This window comes from Vibrio owensii (assembly GCF_002021755.1).
GTDB classification, from domain to species: Bacteria; Pseudomonadota; Gammaproteobacteria; order Enterobacterales; family Vibrionaceae; genus Vibrio; species Vibrio owensii.
In genome coordinates, this window is sequence record NZ_CP019959.1 from 1469355 (window position 1) to 1482417 (window position 13063).

8 protein-coding genes are annotated in these 13063 nt (G+C 46.0%); 6 read left to right on the plus strand and 2 right to left on the minus strand.

From position 1 onward, the window contains the following. Positions 1–50: 50 nt before the first annotated feature. Positions 51–3119, minus strand: a complete 3069-nt coding sequence (locus tag A9237_RS06500; RefSeq protein WP_078607877.1) for a thrombospondin type 3 repeat-containing protein — start codon at positions 3117–3119, stop codon at positions 51–53. 581 nt (positions 3120–3700) lie between these two features. On the opposite strand from A9237_RS06500, the gene leuA reads away from it, so the two are divergent. The 5 genes from leuA (at position 3701) to A9237_RS06525 (ending at position 9438) form a co-directional block, all read left to right on the plus strand. Next, positions 3701–5248 carry a 2-isopropylmalate synthase gene (leuA, locus tag A9237_RS06505; RefSeq protein WP_005437391.1) on the plus strand — a complete coding sequence of 516 codons (1548 nt, stop codon included), beginning with the start codon at positions 3701–3703 and terminating at the stop codon, positions 5246–5248. A gap of 93 nt (positions 5249–5341) precedes the next feature. Beyond that, positions 5342–6433 carry a 3-isopropylmalate dehydrogenase gene (leuB, locus tag A9237_RS06510; RefSeq protein ID WP_078607878.1) on the plus strand — a complete coding sequence of 364 codons (1092 nt, stop codon included), beginning with the start codon at positions 5342–5344 and terminating at the stop codon, positions 6431–6433. Between the two features lie 73 nt (positions 6434–6506). Next, positions 6507–7907 (plus strand): 3-isopropylmalate dehydratase large subunit, encoded by a 1401-nt coding sequence (leuC, locus tag A9237_RS06515; RefSeq protein ID WP_038893917.1) that lies wholly within the window; start codon positions 6507–6509, stop codon positions 7905–7907. Between the two features lie 11 nt (positions 7908–7918). Next, positions 7919–8521: a 3-isopropylmalate dehydratase small subunit gene (leuD, locus tag A9237_RS06520; protein WP_045379478.1), complete on the plus strand. Its 603-nt coding sequence runs from the start codon at positions 7919–7921 to the stop codon at positions 8519–8521. 134 nt (positions 8522–8655) lie between these two features. After that, positions 8656–9438, plus strand: a complete 783-nt coding sequence (locus tag A9237_RS06525; protein ID WP_078607879.1) for a DUF547 domain-containing protein — start codon at positions 8656–8658, stop codon at positions 9436–9438. Positions 9439–9576: 138 nt separating this feature from the next. On the opposite strand, the gene djlA is transcribed toward A9237_RS06525, so the two are convergent. After that, complete coding sequence (gene djlA, locus A9237_RS06530; RefSeq protein ID WP_009707793.1) at positions 9577–10437, minus strand: co-chaperone DjlA; 861 nt, start codon at positions 10435–10437, stop codon at positions 9577–9579. 269 nt (positions 10438–10706) lie between these two features. Between djlA and lptD the strand changes: the two genes are divergently transcribed. Beyond that, positions 10707–13052 carry an LPS assembly protein LptD gene (gene lptD, locus A9237_RS06535; RefSeq protein ID WP_078607880.1) on the plus strand — a complete coding sequence of 782 codons (2346 nt, stop codon included), beginning with the start codon at positions 10707–10709 and terminating at the stop codon, positions 13050–13052. The last annotated feature ends 11 nt before the right edge of the window (positions 13053–13063 follow it).

Consider the following 13063-nt stretch of genomic DNA (forward strand, 5'->3'; position numbering starts at 1 on the left):
CAACTCGTTCTATAAAAAAGCGGCTACCGAAGTAACCGCATTCAGACTTATTAATGGTTGGTGGATGTTCGATTCCACACTTCTGTTGACCAGATGTTATTGCTTCGCTCTCGCTGTACGATACCCTTGCTATCGTAGCTATCGGTCTGACGTTGCCACTCGGTCATATCGTTTAACTTTGTGCCTGATTCATCGAAGTATTCCGATGTGCTGTAGCTAAACTGTTGGCATACCTCAGCCTGATATTGCTGGCCGTCCACATCGTAATTAATCGTTTTCTTGCCCGCGTAGGTTTGGCTGTACATCACGGTACCAGTGCGCCAATCGACGAGCTGGTCGTCATCACTATCGCCGCCATACTGAGTTGAAGGATCATGGATTGAGAATTGACTGTACGTGACATTAGGAATTCGATAATAAGCATTTTCACCCCACGCTAATTGCTTAGTCGTTCGAGAGCCCCATTTAATATCAACGTCACTATTCGGCTCATACCCTTCTACGCCCAGCCAATCTCCGTTTTGACTAGTGTGATAGTGCTCTTTAAACCAAGCAGAACTATCGAGTAACGTCGCAAACAATTGCTCCAGACGAACATTCATGTCATTCCACTGATAGTTTTCATTCACTAACAGGTGCCACTCGTAATTCGCCTCCTGCTCAACATACTCATCAAACTCATTGAAGCGAGAGCGCTGCATTCGGTAGGTGTTGATATCGCCAACCTCTGCGACATATTCACCCTCTTCTAGAGATGCCAAACATTGCTCGAAAGTCGCGAACTCACCTTCTGGGACTTTAGAGAGTATCGGGTCTTTACCATAAGCTTGATTATTGATGGTAAAGCCTTCCAATTGCTTGACGTAGTTACTCCATCCCCAGACAGGCGTCACTTTTTCCTCGTCTGCATACTCCATGTATGAACGTTCACTTTTCACCACAAGATTTTGGCCAGCGGTGTAGTTTGTCGTTGTCTCTAAAATATATACTGGCGCAGGCTCGTTGCTGCCATCGTTGTCTATAAAGGCATAGTTGCCCTCATGTCCTGAAATACACACTTCAACTAGAGTGCCATCCACATTTAAAATATCTTTTCCTTTGTAGAACAAAGTGGTGGCATCTTGATTAAAGGTTGGAGACTCGGCATCGGTGTTCCATTTATGGATGCGAGTGTAATCAACAACTAGTGGAGTATTGAGTACCACGTCATGCTCTTGCTGAATCGTAGGGACAAAACCCCACCAGCGGTAGTAGGTATCATGGAAGCCGTAATACATACCGCTTACCGCGTCGGTATACTCTAACTCTGCAATCGGATCCCATTCGCTGACAGCACCACCAAAATCTGGTGTCACTTGGGTAACATGGAAAGTTCGCTCCGACAGTAATCCATTAGGTAACCCTGATTGCTGACCAAGTAAGATTTCGGTTTGAGAAAACTGTTGGGTGTCGCCATTGTTCATTTCTCGCGTAATGGAATAAAGCTTACTGTCTCGCCTTTCATCAATCCCTACTGTAGAGAACTGATTCTCAGGTAAAGAAGCAACACATTGCGCTAACGTATCCGGTATGTTCAGGGCTTCAAGTGGTTGGTTATCTTCAGCATCTAAGTAACCGTCACCATCATCATCGCTGTCAGCATTGTTGCCTATTCCATCCCCATCGGTATCGAGTGTTTCCGTCGGGTCGTTTGGCAAAGCATCAGCATTGTCGCCTACACCATCTTTATCACTGTCTTTCGATTCTGATGCATCATTTGGGAAAGCATCGCTGTTGTCGCCAACGCCATCTTTATCGCTGTCTTTTGATTCTGTCGCATCAGCTGGGAAAACATCGCTATTGTCACCAACACCATCTTTATCGCTGTCTTTCGATTCTGATGCATCAGTTGGGAAAGCATCACTATTGTTGCCTACACCGTCTTTATCGCTGTCTTTAGATTCTGATGCATCAGTTGGGAAAGCATCACTATTGTTGCCTACACCGTCTTTATCGCTGTCTTTAGACTCTGTAGCATCACTTGGGAAGACATCACTGTTGTCGCCAACACCATCTTTATCGCTGTCTTTAGACTCTAATGGATCATTTGGAAACGCATCGTTATTGTCACCAATACCATCCGTGTCACTGTCTTTAGACTCTGAGGCATCATTTGGGAAGGCATCGCTGTTATCACCGACACCATCTTTATCACTGTCTGTCATTTCTGATGGATCGTTAGGGAAAGCATCAGCATTATCGCCAACAGCGTCTTTATCCGTATCTTTGCTCTCACTTGGGTCGAGAGGGAAAACGTCTTGATTATCCCCAACTTTATCACCGTCGGTGTCGTACCATTCAGTATCATCATTAGGGAAGGCATCAAGCGCATCAATAATAAGATCGCCATCGCTGTCATGAGTAGAAACCAGCATCAGCTCATTCGTTTCAGGATCTTTAATCACGATATGATCATCACTAGCATTCTCGACCAAAAGGTTCACTTGCTCAGAATCTGCGATAATATTTTGGGCTTGTTCAAGCTCTTGAACGGAGGCAGGCATAGCGCCAGAAGCCACTAAAGAGACCGCACTTTTTTGTACTTTCTTCGCCTCTTCTGTTTGGGATGCAATATAGTCAGAGACCACCGACGCTTCACTTACCCCAAGTGCTTGTGCAACCTCGCTTACTGCCTGCTGATAAGCATCCGCTTCACTAGTATTGGTAACGCCCATGCGCATTTTAGCTTCAACCAATGTCGTTAATGGCGTAACAACCTTGCCCTGATAAGCGACCATCAACAGATCTTCAGCAATGGGTTTACCATGATCTAAGTCGATCGCGATACCTGCTTCAGCAAAGGTGATGAGTTGGTAGTCGTTGATGTCATCGATTTGAGTCAAATCCAGAGAAACCGCACCAGTTTCATCAGTGGTACCACTTAGCTCTCCGTCTTCCAAAATGTAGTTAACGCTGTCTTTTCTTTCTAACCATACTTTTGCATTTTGAATGTAGCCATCTATCACCTTAACGGTTAACACATTGTCGGTAACCGTTGGCTGATTGGAATCGTCACCGCCACAGGCAGAAAGAACCAAAGCACTACTGATCGCCAATGCAACTCGGGATTTATAAAACATAACTCACCATCCTTGATTAATTTTCCCTCCATTTTAAATATCTCTCCGCTAGCCGTAAGGCATTCACCCAACTAATAACAAGAGATCGATCGAAAACAATTAAGAAATATTCCGTAACTAAAACGCAGCAAAACAAACGGTTACATTTAGTATCAAAGCGCAATAAACACCTGCATTTAAAAGCTATTATGAGACTGAGAAATCACATCCACTGAGCAAACTAAAAACGATTCACGCTGCGAATAACCGCCAACGCCTGTGTCACCCTAAAAGCCATTAACAGAAATCCACTCATCCGATATGAATAAAAAATCGACTTTAGGGTTGACGTGTTCCATTGAGTGCGGTACTAATTTGTTAACTTAATTTTGTGGAATGCTTAACAACTATGTCAGCACGTTTTTCTATCCTGCTTAGCCTCCTCCTGATCGTGACCAATTCGCGCGGGTAGGCTGTGGAAGAAAAATAACCACACCAATTTCTAAGAAACCCGCATGCAAATGCGGGTTTTTTTATATCTAAATACCGGAAGTAAACGATTAAATTGCACGAAAAGTGCAGAAATCATGAAGGAAGCAAACATGAACGATCAGGTCATTATATTCGACACCACATTGCGTGATGGCGAACAAGCGTTGTCAGCAAGCTTGACGGTTAAAGAAAAACTGCAAATTGCCTATGCGCTGGAAAGGCTAGGCGTTGATGTTATAGAAGCGGGTTTTCCGGTTTCTTCTCCTGGTGATTTCGAGTCCGTACAAACTATTGCAAAACACATTAAAAACAGCCGAGTTTGTGCCCTTTCGCGTGCCGTTGCGAAAGATATCGATGCTGCAGCTGAAGCGCTAAAAGTCGCAGACGCATTCCGAATCCACACCTTCATTTCTACCTCTACCGTCCACGTTCAAGACAAATTGCGCCGTAGCTACGACGATGTTGTAGAAATGGGCGTGAAAGCCGTAAGACACGCACGTAATTACACGGACGACGTTGAGTTTTCTTGTGAAGACGCTGGTCGCACGCCAATCGACAACCTATGTCGCATGGTTGAAGCGGCCATCGATGCTGGCGCAAGCACCATCAATATTCCAGACACCGTTGGCTACACCGTACCAAGCGAGTTTGGTGGCATCATTGAAACCCTATTCAATCGTGTACCAAACATCGACAAAGCGATCATCTCTGTTCACTGTCACGATGACTTGGGCATGTCTGTTGCGAACTCTATCGCAGCGGTTCAAGCAGGCGCTCGACAAGTAGAAGGCACCATCAACGGTATCGGTGAGCGTGCGGGTAACTGTTCTCTTGAAGAAATCGCGATGATCCTAAAAACACGCCAAGAGTTCATGGGTGTGCATACCGGTCTAAAACACGACGAAATCCACCGTACCAGCAAGTTGGTCAGCCAGCTTTGTAACATGCCAATCCAGAGCAACAAAGCTATCGTTGGTGCTAACGCGTTCAGCCACTCTTCAGGTATTCACCAAGATGGCATGCTAAAGAACAAAAACACTTACGAGATCATGACGCCTGAGTCGATTGGTCTTAAGAACCAAGCATTGAACCTAACCAGTCGCAGTGGCCGTGCTGCGGTTAAGAGCCACATGGACGCAATGGGCTACAAAGAAGAAGAGTACAACCTAGATGCGTTGTACGAAGACTTCTTGAAACTTGCTGATCGCAAAGGTCAGGTGTTCGACTACGATCTAGAAGCGCTAATGCACTTCTCTAACTTGCGCGAAGAAGACGACTTCTACAAGTTGAACTACCTAAGCGTTCAATCTGGCAGCGTAATGGCAACCACCAGCGTCAAAATGCAATGTGGCGATGAAGAAATGTGTGAAGCTGCTGTCGGTAATGGTCCAGTTGATGCGCTATACCAATGTATCTACCGCGTGACAGGTTACGAGATCGTCCTAGATAAGTTTGACCTAACCGCAAAAGGCGAAGGTGAAGACGGCCTTGGTCAAGCAGACATCATCGCTAACTATAAAGGCCGTAAGTACCACGGTACCGGCGTTTCTACCGATATCGTAGAAGCATCTGGCCAAGCGCTATTACACGTTATCAACAGCATTCATCGTGCCGATAAGATTGAAGAGATGAAGCAAAAGAGAATTGCGACGGTTTAATCATTAATTCATGGAGCTTGAGCCTCACAACTTAGGCTCCAACCAAATTCGTTTTAGACAAGCTCAAAAATTTAGAAAACTTAAAGGATTACCATGACAGACAAATCATACAAAATCGCCGTTTTACCAGGCGACGGCATCGGCCCAGAAGTAATGGCGCAAGCACACAAGGTGCTAGATGCAATCGAGAAGAAACACGGCATTGCGTTTGAGCGTGACGAGCATGATGTGGGCGGCATTGCGATTGATAATCACGGTTGCCCACTTCCAGAAAGCACCGTGAAAGCGTGTGAAGAGTCTGATGCAGTCCTATTCGGTTCAGTTGGCGGCCCTAAGTGGGAACACTTGCCACCAAATGACCAACCTGAACGCGGTGCCCTACTACCACTACGCAAGCACTTCCAACTGTTCTGTAATCTACGCCCAGCACAAATTCACTCAGGTCTTGAAGCTTTCTCACCACTACGCGCAGACATCTCAGGTCGCGGTTTTGATATCGTTGTTGTTCGTGAACTGACGGGCGGCATCTACTTCGGCCAACCAAAAGGTCGTGAAGGTGAAGGTCCAACAGAGAAAGCGTTCGACACTGAGGTGTACCACCGTTACGAAATCGAACGTATTGCAAAAATCGCTTTTGAGTCTGCTCGCCTACGTCGTAAGAAAGTGTGCTCTATCGACAAAGCGAACGTTCTACAAAGCTCTATCCTATGGCGTGAAGTGGTCGAAGAAATCGCAAAAGACTACCCAGATGTCGAGCTGTCACACATGTACATTGATAACGCAACCATGCAGCTTATCAAAGACCCAGCACAGTTCGACGTGATGCTTTGTTCAAACATCTTCGGCGACATCATTTCTGATGAGTGCGCGATGATCACTGGCTCTATGGGTATGCTGCCTTCAGCGAGCCTAAACGAAAGCAAATTCGGTCTGTACGAGCCAGCAGGCGGCAGTGCACCAGATATCGCAGGTAAAAACATCGCTAACCCAGTGGCACAAATCTTATCTGCTGCACTGATGTTGCGTTACAGCCTAGGTGAAGAAACGGCGGCACAAGACATCGAAACGGCAGTTTCAAAAGCACTATCAGCGGGTGAGCTAACGGGTGACCTTGCTGGTGACAACCCAGCACTTTCGACGTCTGAGATGGGCGATAAGATCGCTGCGTACATTTTAAACTCTTAATACCGCACGAATTGATAATAATTATTTGCTCCTGATAAGCCGTTGTCGGGAGCTATACACGAGATAGCAAACAATGGGCAAAACACTATACGAAAAAGTCTACGACGCACACGTTGCCGTCGCAGCAGAAGGGGAAAACCCAATCTTGTACATCGACCGTCACTTGGTACATGAAGTGACATCTCCGCAAGCATTTGACGGCTTGCGTGAAAAAGGTCGCAAAGTGCGTCAGGTCAGCAAAACTTTTGCCACCATGGACCACAACGTTTCGACAACCACCAAAGACATCAACGCATCCGGTGAGATGGCTCGTATCCAGATGGAGACGCTATCGAAAAACTGTGAAGAGTTTGGCGTTACGCTTTACGACATCAACCATAAATACCAAGGTATTGTGCACGTTATGGGCCCAGAGCTTGGTATTACCCTACCGGGTATGACCATCGTTTGTGGTGACTCGCACACGGCTACACACGGCGCATTCGGCTCTCTAGCTTTTGGTATTGGTACATCAGAAGTTGAGCACGTATTAGCGACTCAAACGCTAAAACAAGCGCGCGCTAAAACGATGAAGATCGAAGTGAAAGGCAAAGTGGCGCCGGGGATCACAGCGAAAGATATCGTGCTAGCGATCATCGGTGAAACTACAGCAGCTGGCGGTACAGGCTACGTGGTTGAATTCTGTGGTGAGGCGATCACCGACCTTTCAATGGAAGGCCGTATGACCGTATGTAACATGGCAATTGAGCTAGGTGCGAAAGCCGGTTTGATTGCACCAGATGAAACCACATTCGAATACATCAAAGGCCGTAAATTCTCACCTCAAGGTGCCGATTTTGATGCAGCAGTAGAATACTGGAAGACATTAAAAACTGACGATGACGCTCAGTTTGATGCGGTTGTGACGCTAAACGCAGCAGACATTAAACCACAAGTCACTTGGGGTACTAACCCAGGCCAAGTTATCGCAGTAGACCAGCCGATCCCAGCACCAGAAAGCTTTGCCGATCCAGTAGAAAAAGCTTCTGCTGAAAAAGCGTTGGCTTACATGGGTCTAGAAGCAGGCAAAGCACTTTCTGATTACAACGTCGATAAAGTCTTCGTTGGTTCTTGTACTAACTCACGTATCGAAGACATGCGCGCAGCCGCTGAAGTAGCGAAAGGTCGCAAAGTCGCGTCTCACGTTCAAGCGCTAATCGTTCCTGGCTCTGAGCAAGTAAAAGCGCAGGCAGAAGCGGAAGGTTTGGACGTTATCTTTAAAGAAGCGGGCTTTGAGTGGCGCCTACCAGGTTGTTCGATGTGTCTAGCAATGAACAACGACCGTTTGGGTCCTCATGAGCGCTGTGCGTCTACTTCAAACCGTAACTTTGAAGGCCGCCAAGGTCGTGATGGCCGTACCCACCTAGTGAGCCCTGCGATGGCAGCGGCGGCAGCAATTGCTGGTCACTTTGTAGATATTCGTGAACTGGACTAAGGAGCAAACCAATGTCAGGCTTTAAACAACACACAGGCTTAGTTGTTCCTCTAGATGCAGCGAACGTAGATACTGATGCCATCATTCCAAAGCAGTTCCTACAAAAGGTCTCTCGCCTAGGGTTTGGTAAGCACCTATTCCATGACTGGCGCTTCCTAGATGATGCTGGCGAACAACCGAACCCAGAGTTCGTGATGAACGCTCCTCGCTACCAAGGTGCATCTATACTGCTAGCGCGTGAAAACTTCGGTTGTGGTTCTTCTCGTGAGCACGCACCGTGGGCACTAGCGGATTACGGCATCAAAGCGATGATCGCACCAAGCTTTGCCGATATTTTTTACGGTAACTCGATCAACAACCAAATGGTGCCAGTTCGTTTGACTGAGCAAGAAGTGGATGAAATCTTCCAGTTTGTTGAGGCGAATGAAGGCGCAGAAATCGAGGTCGACCTAGAAGCGAATGTGGTTCGCGCCAACGGCAAAGAGTACAGCTTTGAAATCGACTCATTCCGTCGTCACTGCCTGCTAAACGGTTTGGACAATATCGGTCTTACCCTTCAACACGAAGATAAGATTGCCGAGTACGAGGCGAATATCCCAAGCTTCTTAAGCTAATTAAAATCGCAATTTAAACAAATAAAAGGTTGGCTTATGCCAGCCTTTTTTCTTTTATTTTCATTGCCTCAAGAAAGAAACTTCGCCTTATGCAGGTCTACAATATCAATAAGGTTTAACCCAAAGGTATCTCTATGAAGCGTCTGTTATTACTCTTGTGTGCGCTCGTTTCTTTCTCGACATTTGCCGCACCTAAACCCGACTTATGGCCGTATTGGAAACAATCGAATCAAGCTAATCAAAGTCAAATCTCTCATCAAGATTGGCAGCAATTGCTCGATGCTTATTTAGTTGAACAAGGCGAGAATACCTTGTTTCGTTACAGCCAAGTCACCTCAGCCGATAAAACTAAGCTGAAACAATACATCCAACGTTTGGCAAAACTCGACCCTCGACAATACAACCGAGCGGAGCAATACGCCTATTGGGTAAACCTTTACAACGCCATCACTGTAGACTTAATCCTAGATAACTATCCTGTCGAATCGATTACCAAACTTGGTGGGCTATTCAGCTTTGGCCCTTGGGGGGATGATGTGGTCGTAGTCAACGGGAAAGATCTGACTTTAAACGATATTGAACATCGCATTTTACGTCCAATTTGGAATGACCCGAGAACACATTACGCAGTTAACTGTGCCAGCCTAGGATGCCCTAATCTGCAGTCTCAAGCATTCACTGCTGACAACACACAAGCTCTACTGGATAGTGCAGCTAAAACATTTATTAACAGCAGCAAAGGCGTATCTATCCAAGGTAACACGGCACAGCTGTCTTCTATTTATGATTGGTTTGCAACGGACTTTGGTGGAGAAAAACAAATCTTCAACCACATCGTAAAGTACGCACCGCAATACAAAAATTTCTCTGGCAAAGTGAAATACGAATACGATTGGGACTTGAATCAGGCCAATTAAACTGGGGGATTTGAGGTCAATTAGCATTAGGATCATGATAGGCCAAAAGCTAAAGACACCGGCAACTCAAAGACTAAGATATGAAAAAAGGGCACTCAGTGCCCTTTTTAAATCCAATACTTGATAGAAAACGTCCGACTACTTAAAGCCTTTGACTTTCTTAATCAGATCGTAAGCATTTTGAATCTCTTGAGATTTCTCTTTCGCGACGTTCATCATCTCTGGTGGCAAACCTTTTGCCATCAATTTATCTGGGTGATGTTCATTCATCAATTTACGGTAAGCACGTTTGACCGTTTTGCCATCCGCATCTGAAGAGACATCAAGGATTTTGTAGGCATCCGCCAATTGATCCGCTTGCGAAGCTTGCTGCCAACCTGCCCCTGAAGATTGATATTGCCCTTGTTGCTGACCATGGAAACCACCTTGGCTTTGAAAACGAAACGCGGCTTCTTGCATGTTCAGGCGACGTTCTAATTGCTCCGAAGAGAACCCTAAACCACGGGCAATTTTGTGCAATACACTGCGTTCACTTGGGTGGATTGAGCCATCAGCAAACGCCGCTGAGATTTGTAGTTCCAAGAAGAACTGCAACAAGTCAAAACGCCCTGCTGAAGAGATTTTCACACGAACCAATACATCTTCAAGTGGGAAATCACTCTCTTTACCATCACGGAACGCTTCTTGTGCTGCACGACGTTGATCGCCATGCAAACTCATGCGGTCCATCATTGCAGACGCAAGTTGAATCTCTTCTTTGGTCACTTGACCTTTGGCTTTTGCCACATGTCCCATAACTGCGAATGCAGCCTTAAAAAATTCTTCTTGGCGCTGGGCTTGGCTTGGACCTTTACCAAAGCCTCCGGTAGAAAACCCCGCTTGGCTTAAACGACGTGCTTTATCGAATTGGTGACCGATAAATAGGCCAAACAACAAACCGAATGGACCACCGAGTAACAAGCCAAAAAAGGCACCCAAAATTTTGCCAAAAATATGCATTATGTGTTCTCTATCAATGAATTTTTATCGACGACGGCGGTCTTATAGTGCCGGACGCAACGATTTCCTTTATGATAATGGAATTAGTTTTTTTATGATCAGGCTATTTCGCCTGCTTATCTTTGCAGCTATTTTATATCGGCATTATGCCACAGCGAATCCATGCTCTGGGATAATTGCAAACTATAGTTGATTCATTTGGCTATAAAGCGAGGGTACAACAAGCCCTATAGCCATCGAGTAGTAGTGACACAGGAAAGTTCAATTCAATGCAACATTTCTCCCGCACATGTTTAGCGGCCTCTATCAGCACCGCCTTGTTTGTACCCACCACTCAAGCTGAAGCGAATATCAATGATAGTGTGCAGGAAATGCCCACCACAGATCAATGTTTGGTCGAAACAAGTGGTGAGGAGGACGCGCTTAACTCCGAAGTCGTAGTACAAGCAGACCGCTTACAAGCCATCAATGGTGACAAAGCTCAGTACTCTGGCAACGTAGAAGTCACGCAAGGTCCGAAGAAAATCACCGCGGATAGCGTAACGCTTCACCAACAAGACAATGTCGTTGTCGCTGAAGGTAACGTAACCTTCAACGATGGCAAAGTAAAAGCACGCTCAGATCGCGTCACCAACGACATTAATCAAGATACTTTCTCGCTAGAAAACACCGATTACCAATTCCTCTGCCAACAAGGTCGCGGTACAGCTGCGTACATTGCACGCACGGGCCAATCTGTTTATGAACTAGAAGATGGTTCAATTACCTCTTGCCCACAAGGCGATAACTCTTGGCGATTAGTGGCATCAGGAATCGATGTTGATCAAGACGAAGAAACCGCAACCCTGCACCACCCTCGTTTTGAGGTGTTGGATGTACCAGTGTTCTACGTGCCTTATTTGACGATGCCAATCGGCGATACACGTAAGACAGGTTTCCTCTTCCCCTCTATGTCGTACGGTTCAAGCGATGGTCTGGAAGTTGAAATTCCGTTCTATTGGAACATTGCCCCTCAATACGACATGACAATTACGCCTCTGTACATGCAAAAGCGTGGTACTAAGCTAGATACTGACTTCCGCTACCTAACCAATGGCTGGGGTGACGGTGAGGTCAAAGGCGAATACATGGGCAGCGATAAACGTTACCAAGACGAATCGCGCTGGGGTTACCAATTCAAACACGATGGTATTATCAATAAACAATGGGTGGTCAGCCTTGATTACTCCAAGGTAAGTGACATCGACTACTTCCGAGATCTCGACTCTGATATTGGTAACCGCGAAGATGGTCAATTGCTACAAGAAGGTGAAGTTCAATACCGTTCTGACTTCTGGGATGCGTCACTGCGAGTACGTGATTTCCAAATCCTACTCCAAGAAGACAACCAACCATATCGCTTGCTTCCTCAGCTCGACCTTAACTACTACACGCCGCTTTGGGGTAACTACGTTAACTTCGATGTGAAGAGCCAAGTGAGCCGCTTCGACACCGATGACGCAGCCAAACCAAACGCAACTCGTGTTCACGTTGAGCCAGGTATTACCATCCCGCTGTCAAACTCGTGGGCAGATTGGACAACTGAAGCACGTATATTATCGACTTACTACTCTCAAGATCTTACTGGGCTAACTGATACCGAATTGCGCAACACACTGGATGAAAACGTGTCACGTGTGATCCCAGAGTTCCGCACGCACGCTCGCATGTACTTAGAGCGTGATACTAGCTGGATCGAAGGTTACACACAGACGTTAGAGCCACAACTACAGTACTTGTATGTACCTGATGAAGATCAGAGCAACATTTACAACTACGACACCACCTTGCTTCAAACCGACTATTACGGTCTATTCCGCAGTCGCAAATACAGTGGCATCGACAAAATTGCTTCAGCAAACCAGTTAAGCTACGGTGCAAGTACTCGCTTTTTCGATGATGACTACAAAGAGCGCTTGAACGTCTCGTTTGGTCAGATCTATTACTTTGATAAGAAGACTAAGATCAGCAACAACCCAAGCTTGCCAGATGAAACATCAAACTACTCATCTTGGGCGGTTGAGACTGACTTCAACTACAACGATTACCTGTTCTACCACGGTGGTATCCAGTACGACATCGACTTGAGCTCGATGCAGCTTGCAAACAGCACGTTGGAATACCAATTTAATGGTGGCTTTATTCAAGGTAACTACCGTTATGTAACGCGTGAATACATTGAAGATACGATCATTGTCGAAAACCTAGATACGATCACTCGTAAAGGTATTTCACAAGCAGGTATCGTGGCGGCATACGAGTTCAACCCGAACTGGTCTGCAAGTGGCCAGTACTACTACGATCTGAATGAAAACATTGATATGGAATGGCTTGCTAGCGTTCGTTACCAATCAGATTGTTGGTACTTTGGTCTGACTTACTCGAACCAACTACTTGGTTGGGATGACAGAGCAATCGGCAGTGATGGTGCATCACCAGAATACGAAAACAACATCAGTGTGAACTTCGGTATTCAAGGCTTTGCAACCAACCAACGCGCAGATTCGGCCGCGAAAGAACTTGATGGCTCAGACAACGCGATTAAATACGGTCGTCCATTCTATTTGAACAATTAATTGAATTAAGC

What these genes read in the sequence shown, in the direction of transcription:
- A9237_RS06500 (WP_078607877.1), bottom strand. Translation starts at nt 3,119, where the DNA reads ATGTTTTATAAATCCCGAGTTGCATTGGCGATCAGTAGTGCTTTGGTT.
- leuD (WP_045379478.1), top strand. Translation starts at nt 7,919, where the DNA reads ATGTCAGGCTTTAAACAACACACAGGCTTAGTTGTTCCTCTAGATGCA.
- lptD (WP_078607880.1), top strand. Translation starts at nt 10,707, where the DNA reads ATGCAACATTTCTCCCGCACATGTTTAGCGGCCTCTATCAGCACCGCC.
- djlA (WP_009707793.1), bottom strand. Translation starts at nt 10,437, where the DNA reads ATGCATATTTTTGGCAAAATTTTGGGTGCCTTTTTTGGCTTGTTACTC.
- A9237_RS06525 (WP_078607879.1), top strand. Translation starts at nt 8,656, where the DNA reads ATGAAGCGTCTGTTATTACTCTTGTGTGCGCTCGTTTCTTTCTCGACA.
- leuB (WP_078607878.1), top strand. Translation starts at nt 5,342, where the DNA reads ATGACAGACAAATCATACAAAATCGCCGTTTTACCAGGCGACGGCATC.
- leuA (WP_005437391.1), top strand. Translation starts at nt 3,701, where the DNA reads ATGAACGATCAGGTCATTATATTCGACACCACATTGCGTGATGGCGAA.
- leuC (WP_038893917.1), top strand. Translation starts at nt 6,507, where the DNA reads ATGGGCAAAACACTATACGAAAAAGTCTACGACGCACACGTTGCCGTC.